This is a genomic window from Candidatus Nanopelagicus limnes (assembly GCF_002287885.2).
Taxonomy (GTDB): domain Bacteria; phylum Actinomycetota; class Actinomycetes; order Nanopelagicales; family Nanopelagicaceae; genus Nanopelagicus; species Nanopelagicus limnae.
Genome location: NZ_CP016768.2, coordinates 693758 through 712411, shown reverse-complemented (window position 1 = coordinate 712411; position 18654 = coordinate 693758). Strand labels below are relative to the sequence as shown.

Genomic DNA, 18654 nt, shown 5'->3' with positions numbered 1-18654 from the left:
CAAATGAAGGCTGAGATCTCTACAAAATTTTCTATACTCTCACTTCTTTGGGGAATCTCATTCCTACTACTACTTAGAGTAGTTGAAGCATTTGATTGGGCTGCTGCAATTAGCGTTAGAGCTTTTATTGCCAGTGGCAGTGTTGCTTTACTTGCATTGATCATTAGACGAAAACTAGATTTTTCAATTGGCGTAAAACACTTTGCAGTTTTGGGTTTTACATCAGTTTCATTGCAATTAATTGGATTATCCCTTGCGGTACCGCGAATTGGTACTGCCTTAACGGCAATCTTGGTTGGAGCTATTCCATTGTTCTCCTCAGTTATTGGCCGGTTGATGAAGATAGAAAGTATTGATGGCTTTGGCTTTACTGGATTGGTTTTAGGCTTTATTGGGATCATCTTCTTAGTTGGTTTTCCAAGTGGGCAACTTGGTGATCAATTCTTTTTAGGTTTCTTTGTCTGCGTAATTGGATGTATTAGCGCCGCCTTTGGTAGTAACTACTCGAAACTAAAGATGTCAGCAGCAGGTAACTGGGAGCAGGTAATTGGCGCCTTTTTCTTTGGCGGTTTATTCACCGCGCCTATCTTGTTAATTGTTCCAATTAAGGCTGGGTTAGTACCGATGGATTGGCTCTATATGGTTAGCCTTGCAGTATTTTGTAGCGCATTTTGCTACGTAATTTACTTCTCACTTGTTGCAAAAATTGGGCCAACTAAATCAATCTCAGTTGAGTTTTTGGTAACGGTTGTGGCTGTCTTAATCGGGGCTTTCTATTTGAATGAGGCAATCTCCCTAATTCAATTATTTGGCGCAGTTTTAGTTATCCTGGGGTCTATCCTAATTTTAGATCTTCTATCTCTTTCAAAGAAAGAAGCTTTGTGAGCGAGACACCGCAAAGTAGCTATCTAGATCTGCCTGATAATTTACCTATTCCACAAGATGATGGCGCAGCAGATCATTTAGTGGGAACAAAGTTAGATTCAGTAACTCTAAAAGCTACAGATGGCTCACAAGTAGATTTATCTAAGCTTTCTGGAATGACAGTTGTGTTCATCTATCCAAAAACTGGTGTGCCAGGGGTGGCACTTCCTGATGGTTGGGATGATATTCCTGGTGCCAGGGGTTGCACGCCACAGGCATGTTCCTACCGCGATAATTATGATGCGTTAAAAAAACATGTTGATAATCTATTTGGGTTGAGTGTGCAAAGCAGTGAGTATCAAAAGGAGCTAAAGGATCGAGTAGAGCTGCCTTATCAGATTTTATCTGACTTTGATTTTAAGTTCGCTAATTCTTTGAATCTACCAACATTTGAAGCAAACTCGATGAAGCTATTAAAGCGATTGACCTTGATAATTAAAGATGGTGTGATCATCAAGAAGCATTACCCAGTATTTCCTAGTAACAAAGATGTGAATTGGGTGCTTACTTCTTTTTCTGTTTAGCTTTTACTAGCAATTCATCTAATCCAATTCGATTTGCTTCAAATGAATTCACTGGCGCATCCGACGGGTAACCAACGGCAATGCCACAAAGCAATCGGTAATCCTTTGATACATCAAACTCATCCCTAATCGCATCATCCCAAAAGGCAACCGCGCCTTGGGCGCATGTGCCAAGACCGTGGGCATGAGCAGATAACATCAAATTTTCCATCATTAAGCCAGCATCAGCTGCTGCGTAGATATGCAAGCTTTTATGGATATAAACAAACATCGCAACTGGTGCGCCAAAGAATTCATAATTTTTCCCCCATTGTCTATCTCGTTCAGCTTTATCGCCTCTTTGCACACCTAATGAGCCATATAGCTCTTTGCCAACACGTTGCGCTCTTGGTTTTAACTCAGCAGCGTATGGTTTAAGAATTATGCGATTACTAGTTGGCAATCCATGGCGCTTGATAAATAATTTAATTTTGCTCCAGATGCCGCCGCGCATTGCCGCAGAAAGTGATTGCCAGCGAGATAAAAACTCATTGCTAATTCGATCTCTTACCTCACCTGTTGCAACTGCCACCTTAAATGGTCTGGTGTTTGACCAACTTGGCGCGGTTAATGAATCTTTTAATATCTGTTCAATTAACTCAGGAGGTACTGGCGTTGGAAGAAAATCCCTCGTGGTTCTGCGAGATGAGATGAATTCAGAGACCCAAGCACCATTTTCTTGAGCCGAGTAACGCTTCATCGGGGAGATTATTTTTTATTTACCGAAGCATTAAAGATTGATTGGATAGTTGAATCCAACAATGCATCAAATTGATCATCACTTTGCTTGGCAGATAAACCTTCAGTAAGCGCTCTTGAGAATGAGGCGATTACACCATTATTTTCAGCGAGCATTTTGTTGGCATCATCTCTGCTATATCCACCTGAGAGGGCTACTACTTTAAGCACTCGTGGGTGGTTTACTAAATCCTGATAAAGATTTGGCTTATTTGGCAGGGACAGTTTGAGCATCACCGTTTGATTCTCTTTTAATTTATTCAAGTGGATGATTAGAGAGGATTTGAGGATTTCTTCCGCTTGCCCCTTTTGCTCACTCTTAATATTTACCTCAGGCTCAATAATTGGAATTAAACCACCGGCAATGATCTCTTTACCTATCTCAAATTGCTGGGCAACTACCGCTTCAATGCCAGTGGCGTTAGCAAGGTTAATTACAGATCTCATTTTGGTGCCAAAAACTCCATGCTTGTTAGCTGCTGAAATTCGAGCGGATAACTCAGGAATCGGCTTCATTAATTGCACATCATTACTTTCTGCAGCTAAACCATTATCGATCTTTAAGAATGGAACTATTTTCTTCTTATTCCATAAAAACTCAGCGCTACCAATGCCATCAATCTGGCGCTCCATAGTCATCTCAAACAAAATCGCGCCAACAATTCGATCACCTGTGAAAACTTTGGATTTAATTAATCTGGAACGCATTTGATGAATCAAATCAAACATTGCAGCTTCCCCTGAGTACTCAGATTCCTCAACGCCATAAAGCTTTAGTGCCTTTGGGGTACTACCACCGCTTTGATCTAATGCTGCTATGAAACCTTTGCCAGCCTTTACTTGGTCAAACATTTGCTGATTCATTATTCTCTCCTTCAATACAATAGGTTTTAGTCTAATAGGTAATGAAGTTAGATCAGGACAGGGGCGATAAATATGGCATTTCTTCGAATAAATGGATTACGCAGTGTTGAGTTTGGCACCCCTGGGCCAATGCGAAATCGCTTAAATGATTTGATTATCAATGGCAATAAACGAGCAACTGCTGGTCTATTAAAAGAGGATTACATTGCTGAGGGTGAGGAGATTGAATTTGTTGGCGAGCGTCTTGCCATTTTGGATAACGATGAAAAGCAGATTGGCATCATTAAAGTAACAAGAGTTGAAGTTTTGGAGTTTAAGGATGTGCCGACGGAGTTTGCATTAGCAGAAGCTGAAGGGGATTTATCAGGGGATGATTTCCGCCAGAGCCATTCGAAATTTTGGAATTCAGTTGGGGTTGATGTTAAGCCTGAAACTAAGGTAGTAACGGTTTACTTTGATTTAGAGTAAAGAGATTTGAGTGTATTTCAGAGGAATTTAACGCTCATACACATATTTTCTAATTAAGTTGGTACTTTCGGGTAGTGAGAATTAAATTATTCCTGGTTGCGGTAATGGTTTTATCAGTGGGTGTCATCCCAGAATCCTATGCGGCCGCTAAATCAGGTGGAAAATGCACAAAGATTGGCAGTACTGCAACTGCAGCCAATAAAACCTTTACTTGTATTAAGTCTGGCAAGAAATTGGTATGGAATAAAGGCGTTGCATTAAGTAAAACTATAAACCAAAGTTCAACACCAGTTTCATCCCAAACTTCTGTGACGGATAAATTTAAAGCCAGTGGTTGTCATGCGAGAGTTTCAGCATACTTGCAAATATTTGAAGCAAACGTATGGAAAGATCTTATTGTTGCTGATGGCTGGGAAACGGTTAGCTCATGCCCTTCAACAAACCCAGGTGTGCCGTATGTAAATACAACCTTAAAAGTAGGAGATGAAATTCGATGGCGATTATTTGCACCAGGTGCTTGGGAGTGGTTTTCTGACTCTGAAAAAATAGGATCAAAATTTATTCCAGCGACCACTTGCCAATTAGTTGGACAAGACGGAAATCCGTCGATGAACGTGGGTTTTCCAAAAAGAGTTAACCGATTAAAAAGTAATGGTGTAATAAATGCTGTTGTAGTTCCAGTTGATTTCAGTGATGTTCCTGGAACAAGATCACCAAGTACTGAATACAGCGAGATGACTCAGGGGATGGATACCTTCTATAAAGCAATTTCAGGTGGTCGAGTCTCATTTAAATTTACGATACTTGATAAATACATCAGAGTGCCATCAAAGTCTGATCACTACGGACTGGGTAAATGGTCAGGTGGTGATGCAGGTGGATATATGAACGAACTTATCAGCGCATCAGATTCAACAGTTGATTTTAGTAAATATGATGTTGCATATTTCTTATCGCCTAAATCAATTCCATCTAGCTCAATTGCTTACGGACCAGCTTTTGTTACCGACTTGAAAACCCAAGATGGTGTTTTAAGAAATGCTAGTTTTTCAGGCGCGGATGCTTATCAGAATTTTCCTGGCGCTGGATGGAAGTGGATCTCTCATGAAACCGGGCATTTGTTTGGCTTGCATGATTTGTACACAGTTGATCCGCAACCTGCCACTTATGGATCATGGGACTTAATGTCTAATAATTGGTCTACCGCTGCAATTGAAATAAATGCATGGAATCGTTACATCCAAGGTTGGCTTGATGATAATCAGATCAATTGTTTAGATAAAAGTAAGAGCGCCAATGAGACTATTACACTTGATCCAATAGCGCGTATTAACAAATTAACCAAAGCTATTGTTGTGAAGATAAGTGATTCTAAAATTGTGGTTATTGAATCTAGAAGAAGTGAAGGCTTTGATGTTTTGAGCTCATCACAGGCTGGAACCTTGGTCTATACAGTAGATATGAAGATCGGATCAATTAAAGGTGGGTGGGAAACACAGAGACGCCCAGGTTCAAGTGCAAAGGATTTCACTGATGCTGCCCTTAAGGCTGGCGACAAAATTGTTGTTGAGGGAATTACTATCGAAGTGATATCTCAAACTACAGAGGGCGATAAAGTAAAAGTTACCTTTTAGTTTGTAATGTAAGTGGACGATACTGGGATCGAACCAGTGACCCCTTCCATGTCAAGGAAGTACGCTACCGCTGCGCTAATCGTCCGTTAAGTTAAAGTCTACTAGCGACCGAAATCATCCTCAACACGTTCAATATCATCCTCACCAAAATAGCTACCAGTTTGAACTTCAATAAAAATTAATTCGGTGCTGCCGGTATTGCTAATTCGGTGCAACATGCCTTGGGGAACTTGGATAATTGAACCTGCAATTACTGGTTGGATCTTGCCATCTAAAGTGACTTCACCACTTCCTTGCGTTACATACCAATGCTCACTACGTTTTTGATGACGTTGATATGAAAGTCTTTTCCCAGGGGAGACATGAATGGATTTAACTTTGTAATTGGCAGCTTCCTGCAACACCTCATACCGACCCCACGGGCGCTCTGATTTTTCTAGCATGGAAATACTTTAACCCTTAAACTAGCAAGATGAGCAATTACATCGCCAAAGCATCGAAATTACCCTCAAATCAGTTTGATCATTTCTATAAGGGGGGAAACCGAATCGGAAAATTGCGCAACGGTCCGGGCGGACCAATGCGACCAGAGGAGTGGATAGCTTCTACCACCACCAGGTTTGGTGAAACAGTTAATGGACTCTCAAAATTAGAGAATGGGCAATTACTACGGGATGTAATCGCATCTGATCCTAATAATTGGTTAGGCGAAAAACACATTGCCAAGTTCGGTGCGTCTACTGAGATTCTGGTCAAACTTTTAGATCCGGATCAAAGATTGCCGGTTCATTACCATCCAAATGTGAGTTTTGCTAAAGAGAATCTGCATATGAACCACGGTAAAACTGAAGCCTGGATAATTTTGGATGCACCAGTGGGCGCGAAAGTTGGAATTGGTTTTAAAGAGAAGATGAACAAGGCTGATGTCGCAGCAATGGTGGCAAATCATGATTCGGCTGGCTTATTGAAATCTTTAGTTTTCAAAGAGGTTAAAGCAGGAGATGCGATATTTGTGCCTGCCGGAGTCGTGCATGCAATTGAGTCTGGAATTTTTGTTTTAGAGCTGCAAGAGCCAACTGATTTATCAATTCTGCTTGAGTGGGATGGATTTGCAGTTGATGGTGATAAGGATGGGCATTTAAATCTTGGCTTTGATACTGCTCTAGACGCACTCCGGCTTACACCCTTAAGCATGGATGAATTGAAAGTGATAATTACAAAGTTTGATATTGGTGGGCAAAGAAGTGGTGCGATATTTAATTCAGTAGCTAATCCATTTTTTAGAGCTGACTATTTAACTGCCGATCATGCGAAGATTGAATCAGGTTTTGGAATCTTTTTAGCACTCTCTGGTGAGGGCTCGATGATTTTTGATAATGATCAACCGTTAGAGATTAAGCAAGGGGATGCGGTAGTGATTCCATACAGTGCTGGTGGATTTACATTAAGTGATTGTTCTGGAGTTTTATCTAGACCACCTGCTGTTTAATTCTTAGTGGAGGTCGGAACGGGATTTGAACCCGTGTAGCGGGATTTGCAGTCCCGAGCCTCGCCTCTCGGCCATCCGACCTTGCTTTTCCCAGATAAGAAAACTTTCCTAGAGAGCGGACGACCGGGTTCGAACCGGCGACCTGAACCTTGGCAAGGTTCCGCGCTACCAACTGCGCTACGTCCGCGTAAGTGCGGGGTGAAATCTATCGCATTCTGCCACCCTTGGCACAATTGTATTTTTTTCACACCTTTCCTATCGCAGGAGGGTAGCGTTCAAACATGGAGTTATCGCAAGCTACCTTTTGGATGGCAGGTCGACTTGCCACTAATTGTGTTGAGATTTCAAATGACCCAAGCAGCCTAGATAAGCCGGGTTTTTGGGCGGTAGTAAATACCTTTGAAGGGCAATGGTTTTGCGCAAGATTTGCAAATGTAATTGACGCACCACTGCCAGTAGCAGAATGGCAGCCAATTGAAAACGATTGGCAAACATCTCAAAACCAAACTGTTTATCAAAAAAATGTTGAGGTGATCAAAGAAAAGATTGCTGCCGGAGATATTTATCAAGTTAATCTGTGTCGAATTTTATCTTCTAAATCATCCCAAAGTTTGCAAGGGTTAGCTAATAGATTGCAAGCAGATAATCCAGCACCATATGCCAGTTATCTAAGATTGCCTGGTCTTGAAATCGCTTCAGCCTCGCCAGAATTGTTTTTAGAGCGCAAGGACATAGTAATTAAATCCACACCCATAAAGGGAACTTCAAAGGTGGATAATTTTGGTGATAAAGATCGTGCTGAGAATGTGATGATCGTGGATTTAATGCGAAATGATTTTGGCGCTATTTGCGAAAGTGGCAGCGTTGATGTGCCAAGATTATTGGCCACCCAATCTCACCCTGGGCTGTTCCACTTAGTCTCCGATGTTGTTGGCAGATTAAAACCAGGAATTAAATGGAGTGAGATCGCCAAAGCTTTATTACCGGCCGGATCAATTAGTGGAGCACCAAAATCTTCTGCATTGAAAAGTATCGCTGAGATTGAGCAAACCAAACGTGGTCCATACTGCGGTGTGATTGGCTTTGTCGAAAATGATCAAGCATTACTTTCAGTTGGAATTCGTATTTTTTGGTCAACTGGTGATGATCAGATTCATTTTGGAACTGGAGCTGGCATTACTTGGGCAAGTGATCCAGAAAGTGAGTGGGAAGAGACGGCGCTTAAGGCAAAACGATTGATTTCAATTGCATCTGGAGTATTGGTATGAAGCTACTTGTAAATGGCAAGGTAGTAACTGAGCCATTAACATTGCCTTTTTCACTCTCCTTTATTCGCGGGGATGGGTTATTTGAAACAATTCTAGGAATAGATGAAAAAATTATTGCTTGGCAACGTCATTATGAACGATTGGTAAAGAGTGCTGAAAAACTCTTGATCACTATCCCAGCAAAAATTGATATTGAGGTCGGGATTAACCAGTTATTAAAAGGTGTGATCGGGAAGTCTCGTATTCGAGTTGCAGCTCTCGCTGATGGCAATTGGTTAGTTGTGGTGGAGCCGGTGGAGAGTTCAGACAAGTTACCGAGCCTGATAAAAATGAATCAGGTTATAAATTCAAACTCGCCATTATCTGGCGTTAAATCAATCTCATATGGCCAATCGATGTTGGCTGTTCGCACCGCACAATCTCGTGGTTATAGTGATGGAGTATATCTAAATGAAAATGCTGACGTGGTGGAGACGGGCTCGGCAAACATCATTATTTTAAAAGATGGAAAATTCATCACCCCTGCGTTGGAATCTGGCTGCTTACCTGGGATTACTAGGCAAATGTTGATCAAAGATTTTGCTGTAACAGAAGGATTATTTAATTGGGATCAACTTTTAGAATCTGATGCGGTGTTTCTGTGCTCTTCAATTCGATTATTGACGCCAGTTGCCAAGGTTGAGGATAAATTATTTGAAAGCAGCGAATTAGGTGTGAAATTAATTGGTGAATTTGATCAACACATCAGGAGTAAGATAGAGGTATGAATCCAGTATTAAAGCGAGTTTTAGTTGGCTTTATTGGTGGCTTAATCACCTTGGTGGGTGTGGTTGCATTAGTGGCACCTGGACCTGGTTGGTTAATTATTTTCACTGGACTTGGTATTTTGGCTTCAGAGTTTGCATGGGCTGCGCGAGTTTTAACATCAGCTAAAGGAGTTGCGAGTAGGGCTGCGAATGCAGCAAAGATAAAGAAAAAGCATCAATTGATGATTATTGCTGGCGTTATATTCTTATCACTTGTTTTACTAGTTATTTGGTACGAATACACCTTTTAATTCGCCACCTTTACCGCCCCCTTTGATAACCTAGCGGTATGTCGGCACAGATCAAGATCACTGTAGATGGTGTATCAAAAGAGATTGCAAGTGATCAAAAACCAACCCATCTATTCAGCGAACAATCTGATGTGGTTGTTTGTCGGATCAATGGTGAGCTAAAGGATCTATGGAGTGATTTAGCAGAGGGTGATCAGGTGGAATCGGTCAAGATTTCATCAGAGGATGGATTAAATGTTTTGCGCCACTCAACCGCGCACGTTTTAGCCCAAGCAGTGCAAGAAGTTTTCGCAGATACTAAATTAGGAATTGGCCCACCGATTCGAGATGGCTTTTATTACGACTTTGATCCTAAAACTCCCTTTACACCTGCGGATTTAGAAAAACTAGAAAGTGCCATGCGCAAGATCATAAAAGCTGGCCAAAGATTTCGTCGTCGCGTAACTACTGAAAAAGAAGCATTGGTTGAATTAAAGAATGAACCGTATAAATGTGAATTGATTGGCCTTAAAGGAAATACAGCCGGTGATGACTCAAATGTTGAAGTTGGTGGATCGGTGTTAACGATTTATGACAACTTAGGTAGAGATGGCAATCCAGTATGGAGTGATCTATGCCGTGGTCCACATCTGCCCTCTACAAAACACATTCCAGCTTTCAAATTAATGCGAGCAGCAGGTGCTTATTGGCGCGGATCTGAGAAAAATCCAATGTTGCAAAGAATTTATGGAACCGCATGGCCAACTCAAGAGGCGCAAGATGCTTACCTACATTTATTGGAGGAGGCTGAGAAGCGGGATCACCGAAAACTTGGTGCAGAGTTAGATCTGTTTTCATTTCCGGAGGAGATTGGTTCTGGACTTGCCGTTTTTCATCCTAAGGGTGGAGTTATTCGCAGAGCGATGGAAGATTATTCTCGCAAGCGCCATGAAGAAGAGGATTATCAATTTGTTTACTCACCACATTTAACTAAGGCTGCATTATTTGAAACAAGTGGACATTTGCAATGGTATGCAGATGGAATGTATCCACCAATGGTGATGGATGAAGAATTACATGCAGACGGCACAATTAAAAAGCCAGGTCAAAAGTATTACATGAAGCCGATGAACTGCCCATTTCACAACCTAATATTTCAGTCCTCACCTAAGTCCTACCGCGATCTACCGTTGCGACTATTTGAGTTTGGCACCGTATACCGTTATGAAAAATCTGGCGTAGTACATGGAATCACTAGAGCTCGAGGATTCACTCAAGATGATGCACATATTTACTGCACAAAAGAGCAGATGGCAGATGAGCTAGATTCACTTTTAACCTTCGTACTAAATCTTTTAAGAGATTATGGATTAACTGATTTCTATTTGGAACTATCAACTAGAAACCCAGAAAAATCAGTGGGTGAAGATAAAGATTGGCAAGATGCTACTAACGCTTTGCAACAAGCGGCTGAAAAGCAAAAATTAGAGTTGGTATTAGACCCAGGCGGAGCCGCCTTTTATGGCCCAAAAATTTCAGTACAAGCAAGGGATGCGATTGGCAGAACTTGGCAGATGTCTACGATTCAAGTTGATTTCCAATTACCTCAAAGATTTGATTTAGGTTACGCCGCATCAGATGGCTCACGTAAGCAGCCAGTAATGATTCACCGAGCACTATTTGGATCAATTGAAAGATTTTTTGGTGTTTTAACTGAACATTATGCAGGTGCTTTCCCACCATGGCTGGCGCCAGTTCAAGTTAGAGGTATTCCAGTTGCAGATTCAATTAACCCCTACTTACAAGATGTGATAAAGCAATTTAAGAAATCTGGCATAAGAGCAGATATTGATGTATCTGATGATCGAATGCAGAAAAAGGTGCGCAACGCTCAACTTGAAAAGATTCCATTTATGATGATTGCAGGGGATGAAGACATGGCAGCGAAGGCAGTTTCCTTTAGATATCGAAATGGTGAGCAGAAGAATCAAATTCCTATTCAACAAGCAATCGATGAGGTATTAGCTTCAATAAAAGATCGCAAACAAATTTAATGAGTGATCAAACAATCTCTGGTGGAGCAGGGATGCCAGATAGTTGGCAAAGACTTTGGGCGCCACATCGAATGTCATATTTAGAAGGGGAAAACCGTCCTCTTCCAGGAAATGAAATACCTTGCCCATTTTGTCGAATCACTAATTTAAGTGACGAGGAAGCATTAATTGTCGCAAGAGGCAAAGAAGCATATGTAGTAATGAACTTATATCCATACAACGCAGGCCACCTTCTAATCTGCACTAATCGGCATGTAGCAGAGTTACCGGATTTGTCTGTAACAGAGCGCAATGAAGTGCAAGAGTTAACTGCACATGCAATGAAAGTACTTCGCAAGGTGAGTAATGCAGTTGGGTTTAACATTGGAATTAATCAAGGCGCAGTGTCAGGTGCTGGAATTGCCGGTCACTTACATCAGCATGTAGTACCAAGGTGGGGCGGGGATGCAAACTTTATGCCGATAATTGGTAAGACAAAAGTGCTGCCAAAGCTTTTGCAGGAAAGTAGGCAGCAATTAGCCGCGGCTTGGGATCAGATCTAAGAAGCGTTTAATCTCAGCAACGCCTAAATTGTTTTTAGGCATTAGTGGAATGGCAGGAATTATCAATCCTGCGCTGAATTGATCCCAACCTCCTTCAATTAGAGAATTATGTAGCTCTTCTTTGAATTCTAGAATCAATTCTTTATGTTCGCTATCACTTGGAATTTTTGCAACTTGTTTAGTTGAGTAATCGGTAATCATTTGATCTTCAAGATTGATTAAAGCAGTTGGCTCTCCATTATCTGCGTGCAAAACTAAATAGGGAGTAACCACTGGTTCAAGCATTTTGCCAACGATTGCACTCATATCTTCAAAATCAACGTCACCATCTTCAAAATCAATGACTGCAACTATTGTTGGTATGTACAGCTCTCTAAAGGTGTGCCACTGCGAAACTAGTTTTGGATCGATTCCGGATTTAGCACTGGCCACAATTACCACTACATCTGCGGTAATCAATGTCGGATCATCGATATTGGCAGATGGGAGTCCAAGGAGAGCTGAAATCTGCTGATTCTCAGGAGATATTCCAAGGATAAACCGTGCGTTAATTAGGTCGGTCATGATTGGTAAGCCTACGATGGGAATTATGTTGCAGCGTTCATTACGTGATCCTGTCGCCAAAATTATTGCCCCATTTGTCAAAATTCTGATCAAACTGCGAATAAGCGCCAATTTAATATCAACTATTGGTGGAGTTGGCAGTGTTTGTAGCGCACTTTATTTCTTCCCCAAAGGTGATTTTTTCCTTGGAGTTATTTGGGTGGCAGCTTTTGTGCTCTTTGATCTATTTGATGGCGCAGTTGCTAGGGCGTCAAATAAAGGAGTCAGTAAATGGGGCGCAGTCCTAGATTCAACTCTTGATCGTTTAAGTGATGCGGCCATTTTTGTTGGTGCATTACTTTTTTTCATTAAAATTGATGACAGATTAGTTCCACTATTTTTGATAACAGCAGTTGCATCTTTTATGGTTTCATATATCAAGGCTCGGGCAGAATCCTTAAATATCGTTTGTAATGGCGGCATTGCCGAACGTAGTGAGCGTTTGATAATTGCTTTAACTGCATATGGATTACACGGCTTAGAGGTTGATTATGCGATGGCTATAGGGCTTTGGATTCTAGCTTTACTCTCAGTTTTTACTATGGCACAAAGAATGATGATTGTTTATAAAGCGGTGAAGTAAATGTATTTGCTCTATTTGTTTGCTTGGAAATTAATCGCCCTCCTACCTGAGAAATCAGCCTATAAATTAGCTGATCATGTTTCGGATCGAATTTATAAGAAAAATGGAAAAGGTATTAAACGACTTCGAACCAATTATGGTCGGGTGATGCCTGAGTACTCAGCGCAGAAGTTAGAGGAGTTAACAAAGCAAGGAATGCGTTCATACCTTCGGTACTGGTTTGATACTTTCCGCTTGAGTAAATGGAGCAAAAATCGAATCATTTCAACTACTCAAGTAATTAAAGAGAATTTACTTAGAGATCCGGTACAGGCTAAGCAAGGATGCATCGTGGCTTTGCCACACGCTGGCAATTGGGATCATGCGGCAGCATATTTTTGTTCAACCGGAATCACATTAACTGCTGTGGTTGAGAAGTTAAAGCCGGAGGCGATATTTAAGAAGTTCCTGGCCTACCGAGAAAGTATTGGAATTGAAGCTATAAGCCACAAAGAAAAAACCATTCCAATTCTTACCCAACGATTACAAGCTGGAAAACTAATTGCATTAGTTGCAGATAGAGATATGTCCAGAAATGGTATTGAGGTTGACTTCTTTGGTAAAACTTCCAAGATGCCTGCTGGGCCAGCGATTTTGGCTATAAAAACAGGTGCGCCATTAATAACAGCCTATGTGCGCTACCTGCCAGGTGGAATTGAGATAATTTTTGATGAAACCATAAAGCCAACTAATTCTGGAAGTGAAGAAGAACAGATTAAACTAATAACACAGTCGATGGCCGATAATTTTGCAAAGCGTATTAAGGAATATCCAGTTGATTGGCATATGCTGCAAAGGATTTGGATAGATGAAGAACATTAGAATTGGAATGGTTTGCCCTTATGGCTGGGATACACCTGGGGGAGTGCAGACCCATATTCGTGATTTAGCAGAGCATTTAATTGAAGAAGGTCATTTTGTTTCAGTTCTCACGCCAATTTCTGATGATTCAGTAAAGCATGAAGATTATGTAGTAAATGCTGGCAAACCAATCTCGATTCCAGTTAATGGTTCGGTAGCTCGGGTTTTGTTTGGTCCTATTGCAAGTTCACGTGCGAAACAGTGGATAGCCAGTGGTGATTTTGATCTTCTTCACTTACATGAACCAGCAATACCTTCTTTATCTTTACTTGCTTGTTCCGCCGCAGAAGGTCCATTAGTTGGAACCTTCCACGTTTCAACTCCTAAGAAAAAAGCAATATATGCAATTGGACCAATTTTGGAACCAATCGTGGAGAAGTTAAATGCTCGTATAGCAGTTAGTGAATTAGCTCGATCAACACTTAAAGATCACTTTGATACAGATGCGGTGGTTATTCCAAACGGTATTGATGGTCAAAAATATGCAAACGCCAAGGTTAATAACGAATATTCAAACGGCCACACCGTTGGATTTATTGGCCGAATTGAAGAGCCTAGAAAAGGATTACAAGTATTAATTGATTCATTATCAATTGTGGCAAGGTTTTTCCCAGATGTTCAATTCTTGGTAGCAGGCCCAGGAGATAGTAGTGAATTTACAAAGAAGTTAAACCCGCAATTGAAAAGCCGTATTAAATTTCTAGGATTATTAAGCAATGAAGAAAAAGAAAGTTTCTTAAAATCTGTTCAGATTTATGTTGCACCAAATACTGGTAGCGAATCCTTTGGCATAATTTTAACTGAGGCACTCTCCGCTGGTACAGCAGTTGTTGCTAGTGATATACCTGCGTTTAAAGCTGTACTTGAAAATGGTGGATCTGGTGAATTGTTTAAAAATGAAGATTCAGCCGACTTAGCAAAGGTTTTAGTTGCGTTATTACGAGATGATGACAAACGTAAGCGATTGGGTGAAAACGGCAGATTAAGCGCGCAGAAATATGATTGGCAGGTAGTAGCAGAACAGATTGAAAATGTGTATGAAATGGCAATAGCTGGCGGTCAACGGGTAACTCTTGCCTCTGAGAATAGATTTTGGAGTAGGCGATGAATTTCCAAACCCTTGTGATAATTCTTTTTGTAGTTTTAATTGGATGGTATTTGTCTTTTTCTGCATCAAGATTAGATCGATTACACCACAAGGTGGAAACCTCTTGGGCAACTCTGGACGCCCTTTTGCAACAACGAGCAGCCTTAGCTCACGAAATTGTTGCAGAATCTAATTTAGATCCAGCAACTGCCTACCTAATCTCTAGCTCTGCTACAGCAGCACGCAATGCAAACATTATTGAGAGATCATCAGCTGAGAGCGTCCTATCTGAATCATTGAAATTAGTGCAAGGCGCAGCAATAGACCACTCTTTGGAGTTGCCATCTGATTTATTAGTTGAGTTATCAGATATCACTGGCAAGGTAAAAATTGCGATAAACATTCATTTAGAAGCGGTTAATGCCACTAGAAATGTTAGATCTAAACCATTAATTAGATTATTCAGACTGGCCGGCAAAGCTCCAGCACCGATCCGTTATGCCTTCGAGGATGATATTTTGTGAAATTAGCACGACGCTTAATTCTTTTGATTTCATTAACTGTAATCATGCTATCCATTACTGGCACCTCTGATTTGCCGAAACTTTCATTAGCAAGGGAGGAAGCAAAGAATTTCTTCACTGGTCTTGCCGGAGAAAACAAACAAATTCTGGTTGTAAAAATCGATGACACAAACGCAGCACATCCTCAAATTGGAATCGAGGATGCTGATCTAGTTTATGTGGAACAGGTTGAGGGTGGTTTAACTAGATTAGCTGCCATTTACACATCAAAGCTTCCGCCTTTAATTGGGCCAATAAGGTCAGCTCGAATTTCAGATATTGAATTACTCGCCCAGTTTGGTCGAGTTGGGTTCGCATACAGTGGCGCTCAAAGCAAGATGCGACCGGTAATTGCAGCCGCAAATTTAGAAAATCTTTCAGCGGAGCGAAACCCACCTTCTATCTATGGAAAAGATCCTAATCGCCCAGGTCCAGTCGACATGATTTTAAAACCAGATTTGTTATTGGAACGAGCCAATACAAACCCGAAGATAAGAATAGAAACTGCTACCGCATCAGTATTCACTTTTGGTGATGCACCAAAGGGTGAAACAAATACTGCCATCGCTAAGGTTTCGTGGCCAAGTGCTAAGTATGAATTACGCTGGGATAGCGTAAGTAAAAAATGGCTAATATATTTCAACGAGAAACCAAACATTGCCGCTAATGGTCAACAGCTATATGCCGACACTGCAATTATTCAGCTCGTATCGATAACGCCATCTATTTATGGCGATAAGTTCGGAGAAATTACTCCGTTTAGCAAAACAACTGGAAGTGGCAAAGCAGTAATGCTGCGGGATGGTTTTAGTTATCAAATAAGCTGGCAACGTAATTTAGAAACTGATGTAACCACCTGGAAGAGTGCGGACGGCGGCATAGCCAACTTCAAGCCTGGCCGAACTTGGATTTTCTTAACCGATAAAGTCCCGGTTTTAACCCCGTGATAAGCCTGATGGTGTGAGCAAGGCTTCATTTAACTGTTTTTAAAGATCTCAAGAAATTAGTACAATAGGAGGCTAGATAATTACAGGGGAGCAAAATGTCTAAAGAAACAGGCACAGCACGAGTAAAACGCGGCATGGCAGAAATGCTTAAGGGCGGCGTGATTATGGATGTTGTAAATGTTGAGCAGGCCAAGATTGCAGAAGATGCTGGCGCTGTTGCAGTAATGGCGCTAGAGCGCGTACCTGCAGACATTCGTGCCCAAGGTGGCGTTGCTCGTATGTCAGACCCAGACATGATAACTGCAATTCAAGCAGCAGTTTCAATTCCAGTTATGGCAAAGGCAAGAATCGGACATTTTGTTGAAGCACAAGTTTTACAAACACTGGGCGTTGATTACATCGATGAGTCAGAGGTTTTAACTCCAGCAGATTATGCCAACCACATTGATAAATGGAATTTCACAATTCCGTTTGTATGCGGTGCCACAAATCTGGGAGAGGCACTTCGCAGAATTAATGAAGGCGCTGCCATGATCCGATCTAAAGGTGAAGCAGGAACTGGTGATGTTTCAAATGCAACCACTCATATGCGAACTATCTCAGCAGAGATTCGCCGTTTAACATCAATGCGTGAAGACGAGCTTTTTGTTGCGGCAAAGGAATTACAAGCCCCATTTGATTTAGTAAAAGAGGTAGCTAGTACTGGAAAGCTACCAGTTGTTTTATTCACTGCTGGCGGAATTGCAACACCTGCTGATGCAGCAATGATGATGCAATTAGGAGCAGATGGAGTATTTGTTGGTTCAGGTATCTTTAAATCTGGAGATCCTGCCAAGCGTGCTGCGGCATGTGTGAAAGCTGTTACTTACTTCACCGACGCAAAAGTTGTGGCCGAAGTTTCTCGTGGTTTGGGTGAAGCGATGGTTGGTATAAATGTTGCTGATATTCCTGTGCCACACCGGTTAGCGGAGCGGGGCTGGTAATTGTGAAAATTGGAGTACTTGCACTCCAAGGTGATGTTCGCGAACATATCCAATCTTTAAGTGATTGTGGAGTAGATGCGCGAGCAGTTAAGACAAAAGAAGAGATAAAAGAGATCTCAGCCTTAGTTATTCCAGGCGGTGAATCAACTACCATCGCAAAGCTAGCAAGAGCCTTTGATCTAATGGATTTAATTAAAGATCGTATTAAATCTGGAATGCCAACTTACGGTTCTTGTGCTGGCATGATTTTGTTATCTGATGTGGTTAAGGATGCAATTCAAGGACAGGAAACCTTTGGTGGAATCGATATGGTGGTTCGTCGAAACGCATTTGGACGTCAGGTGGATTCATTTGAAACAGATTTAAAGTTCAAAGGTATTACCGAACCTGCAGTAAGGGCTGTCTTTATTCGCGCCCCGTGGGTTGAATCGGTAGGGGCTTCCGTTGAGGTGTTAGCTGAAATTACTGATGCAACGGGGTTAAAGCATCCGGTAGCAGTGCGATCTGGACATCTTTTAGCCACTTCATTTCATCCAGAATTAACTGGTGATAACCGAGTGCATAGATTTTTTGTTGAAAACATCTGCCGTGAACTGGCCGGATCTAAAGGTTAATTGGAGAAGACATGAGCGGCCATTCCAAGTGGGCAACCACTAAACATAAGAAAGCAATCATTGATTCAAGACGTGCTAAAAACTTTGCAAAGTTAATCAAGGCAATTGAAGTTTCAGCTCGTGCTGGTGGCGCTGATGTTTCTGGTAATCCGACATTATTTGATGCAATTGCTAAGGCAAAAAAGAATTCCGTGCCCGCTGACAATATTGATCGCGCAATTAAGCGAGGGGCTGGGCTTGAAACTGGTGGTAAAGAGTGGGAAACAATTATGTATGAAGGTTATGCAGCCGGTGGCGTGGCATTATTAATTGAGTGTTTATCTGATAATCGAAACCGCGCAGCTTCTGAAGTACGTGTTGCAGTCACTCGAAACGGTGGAAATATGGCTGATCCTGGATCTGTTTCATATCTGTTTAATCGCAAAGGAGTTGTGATAGTTTCAAAAAATGGTGGCAAGGTAACTGAAGATTCACTTCTTGAGGTTGTTTTAGATGCTGGTGCTGATGAAGTTAATGATCTAGGTGATTCATTTGAGGTTGTTGCTCAGCCCTCTGATTTAGTTGCAGTGCGTACATCTTTGCAAACTGCAAGTATTGATTATGAATCTGCTGAAACTTCCTTTTTGCCAACTATGTCTATTCCAATTGATTCAGAAACAGCCAAGAAGGTTTTTGAATTGATTGAAGCCATTGAAGAGCTAGATGATGTGCAAAATGTTTACGGAAATTTTGATGTTTCAGATGAAGTGATGGCGAGCCTTAGTTCATAAGTTTTTGCCACTGATTAGGCTTGG

General features: G+C 41.4%; 22 protein-coding genes and 3 tRNA genes. 18 read left to right on the top strand and 7 right to left on the bottom strand.

The features are described 5' to 3' along the window. The first annotated feature begins 3 nt into the window (after nt 1-3). Both B1s21122_RS03575 and B1s21122_RS03570 read left to right on the top strand, forming a co-directional pair. On the top strand, nt 4-885 hold the full coding sequence (locus tag B1s21122_RS03575) for a DMT family transporter (protein WP_095680598.1): 882 nt from the start codon (nt 4-6) through the stop codon (nt 883-885). Then, nucleotides 882-1448 (top strand): peroxiredoxin, encoded by a 567-nt coding sequence (locus B1s21122_RS03570; RefSeq protein WP_095680599.1) that lies wholly within the window; start codon nt 882-884, stop codon nt 1446-1448. Before B1s21122_RS03575 ends, B1s21122_RS03570 begins: the two co-directional genes overlap by 4 nt. Here the strand turns inward: B1s21122_RS03570 and B1s21122_RS03565 are convergent. Together B1s21122_RS03565 and B1s21122_RS03560 are read right to left on the bottom strand one after the other, a co-directional pair. Further along, nucleotides 1429-2187, bottom strand: coding sequence for a nitroreductase (locus tag B1s21122_RS03565; RefSeq protein WP_095680600.1), 759 nt, complete (start codon nt 2185-2187; stop codon nt 1429-1431). The two genes, B1s21122_RS03570 and B1s21122_RS03565, sit on opposite strands and share 20 nt — an antisense overlap. An 8-nt stretch (nt 2188-2195) precedes the next feature. Then, a complete protein-coding gene (locus tag B1s21122_RS03560) occupies nt 2196-3089 on the bottom strand; it encodes a fructose bisphosphate aldolase (protein ID WP_095680601.1) in 894 nt (297 codons plus the stop codon). A gap of 72 nt (nt 3090-3161) precedes the next feature. Between B1s21122_RS03560 and B1s21122_RS03555 the strand changes: the two genes are divergently transcribed. Both B1s21122_RS03555 and B1s21122_RS03550 read left to right on the top strand, forming a co-directional pair. Beyond that, nucleotides 3162-3557, top strand: a complete 396-nt coding sequence (locus tag B1s21122_RS03555; RefSeq protein WP_095680602.1) for an ASCH domain-containing protein — start codon at nt 3162-3164, stop codon at nt 3555-3557. Nucleotides 3558-3631: 74 nt separating this feature from the next. Beyond that, nucleotides 3632-5191: a metallopeptidase domain-containing protein gene (locus B1s21122_RS03550; RefSeq protein WP_150131928.1), complete on the top strand. Its 1560-nt coding sequence runs from the start codon at nt 3632-3634 to the stop codon at nt 5189-5191. 13 nt (nt 5192-5204) lie between these two features. Here B1s21122_RS03550 and B1s21122_RS03545 read toward each other — a convergent pair. Both B1s21122_RS03545 and B1s21122_RS03540 read right to left on the bottom strand, forming a co-directional pair. After that, nucleotides 5205-5276, bottom strand: a tRNA-Val gene (locus tag B1s21122_RS03545). Nucleotides 5277-5292: 16 nt separating this feature from the next. Beyond that, a complete protein-coding gene (locus tag B1s21122_RS03540; RefSeq protein WP_095680604.1) occupies nt 5293-5634 on the bottom strand; it encodes a phosphomannose isomerase type II C-terminal cupin domain in 342 nt (113 codons plus the stop codon). Between the two features lie 29 nt (nt 5635-5663). Between B1s21122_RS03540 and B1s21122_RS03535 the strand changes: the two genes are divergently transcribed. Next, nucleotides 5664-6680, top strand: coding sequence for a class I mannose-6-phosphate isomerase (locus B1s21122_RS03535; RefSeq protein ID WP_095680605.1), 1017 nt, complete (start codon nt 5664-5666; stop codon nt 6678-6680). A 7-nt stretch (nt 6681-6687) separates the two neighbouring features. Here B1s21122_RS03535 and B1s21122_RS03530 read toward each other — a convergent pair. Further along, a tRNA-Cys gene (locus B1s21122_RS03530) sits at nt 6688-6761 on the bottom strand. A gap of 33 nt (nt 6762-6794) precedes the next feature. Next, nucleotides 6795-6867: transfer RNA gene (locus B1s21122_RS03525), tRNA-Gly, on the bottom strand. A gap of 94 nt (nt 6868-6961) precedes the next feature. On the opposite strand from B1s21122_RS03525, the gene B1s21122_RS03520 reads away from it, so the two are divergent. From B1s21122_RS03520 to B1s21122_RS03500, 5 genes are read left to right on the top strand one after another with little or no spacing between them, the layout of a single operon-like run. Next, nucleotides 6962-7948: a chorismate-binding protein gene (locus B1s21122_RS03520; RefSeq protein ID WP_095680606.1), complete on the top strand. Its 987-nt coding sequence runs from the start codon at nt 6962-6964 to the stop codon at nt 7946-7948. After that, a complete protein-coding gene (locus B1s21122_RS03515) occupies nt 7945-8715 on the top strand; it encodes an aminotransferase class IV (protein ID WP_095680607.1) in 771 nt (256 codons plus the stop codon). The genes B1s21122_RS03520 and B1s21122_RS03515 overlap by 4 nt, the downstream gene beginning before the upstream one ends. After that, nucleotides 8712-9005: a PGPGW domain-containing protein gene (locus tag B1s21122_RS03510; RefSeq protein ID WP_095680608.1), complete on the top strand. Its 294-nt coding sequence runs from the start codon at nt 8712-8714 to the stop codon at nt 9003-9005. Before B1s21122_RS03515 ends, B1s21122_RS03510 begins: the two co-directional genes overlap by 4 nt. A gap of 38 nt (nt 9006-9043) precedes the next feature. Continuing rightward, on the top strand, nt 9044-11038 hold the full coding sequence (gene thrS / locus B1s21122_RS03505) for a threonine--tRNA ligase (RefSeq protein WP_095680609.1): 1995 nt from the start codon (nt 9044-9046) through the stop codon (nt 11036-11038). After that, entirely contained in the window at nt 11038-11580 is a 543-nt protein-coding gene (locus B1s21122_RS03500) for an HIT family protein (RefSeq protein WP_095680610.1), read from the top strand. The genes thrS and B1s21122_RS03500 overlap by 1 nt, the downstream gene beginning before the upstream one ends. Here B1s21122_RS03500 and B1s21122_RS03495 read toward each other — a convergent pair. Further along, nucleotides 11554-12144 (bottom strand): hypothetical protein, encoded by a 591-nt coding sequence (locus B1s21122_RS03495; RefSeq protein ID WP_095680611.1) that lies wholly within the window; start codon nt 12142-12144, stop codon nt 11554-11556. The genes B1s21122_RS03500 and B1s21122_RS03495 overlap by 27 nt on opposite strands. Between B1s21122_RS03495 and pgsA the strand changes: the two genes are divergently transcribed. The 8 genes from pgsA (at nt 12143) to B1s21122_RS03455 (ending at nt 18630) form a co-directional block, all read left to right on the top strand. Beyond that, a complete protein-coding gene (gene pgsA / locus B1s21122_RS03490; RefSeq protein ID WP_223299035.1) occupies nt 12143-12766 on the top strand; it encodes a phosphatidylinositol phosphate synthase in 624 nt (207 codons plus the stop codon). The genes B1s21122_RS03495 and pgsA overlap by 2 nt on opposite strands. Continuing rightward, the gene (locus B1s21122_RS03485) at nt 12767-13627 is read left to right on the top strand and encodes a phosphatidylinositol mannoside acyltransferase (protein ID WP_095680612.1); all 861 of its coding nucleotides are present in this window, start codon (nt 12767-12769) and stop codon (nt 13625-13627) included. Further along, entirely contained in the window at nt 13614-14774 is a 1161-nt protein-coding gene (locus tag B1s21122_RS03480; protein WP_095680613.1) for a glycosyltransferase family 4 protein, read from the top strand. Before B1s21122_RS03485 ends, B1s21122_RS03480 begins: the two co-directional genes overlap by 14 nt. Then, nucleotides 14771-15277, top strand: a complete 507-nt coding sequence (locus B1s21122_RS03475; RefSeq protein ID WP_095680614.1) for a LemA family protein — start codon at nt 14771-14773, stop codon at nt 15275-15277. Before B1s21122_RS03480 ends, B1s21122_RS03475 begins: the two co-directional genes overlap by 4 nt. Further along, nucleotides 15274-16263 (top strand): DUF3048 domain-containing protein, encoded by a 990-nt coding sequence (locus B1s21122_RS03470; RefSeq protein WP_095680615.1) that lies wholly within the window; start codon nt 15274-15276, stop codon nt 16261-16263. Before B1s21122_RS03475 ends, B1s21122_RS03470 begins: the two co-directional genes overlap by 4 nt. Nucleotides 16264-16358: 95 nt before the next feature. After that, nucleotides 16359-17246 (top strand): pyridoxal 5'-phosphate synthase lyase subunit PdxS, encoded by an 888-nt coding sequence (pdxS, locus tag B1s21122_RS03465; protein ID WP_095680616.1) that lies wholly within the window; start codon nt 16359-16361, stop codon nt 17244-17246. Nucleotides 17247-17248: 2 nt separating this feature from the next. Continuing rightward, nucleotides 17249-17860: a pyridoxal 5'-phosphate synthase glutaminase subunit PdxT gene (gene pdxT / locus B1s21122_RS03460; RefSeq protein WP_223299034.1), complete on the top strand. Its 612-nt coding sequence runs from the start codon at nt 17249-17251 to the stop codon at nt 17858-17860. A gap of 11 nt (nt 17861-17871) precedes the next feature. After that, nucleotides 17872-18630 carry a YebC/PmpR family DNA-binding transcriptional regulator gene (locus tag B1s21122_RS03455; protein WP_095680618.1) on the top strand — a complete coding sequence of 253 codons (759 nt, stop codon included), beginning with the start codon at nt 17872-17874 and terminating at the stop codon, nt 18628-18630. Nucleotides 18631-18654: the final 24 nt, after the last annotated feature.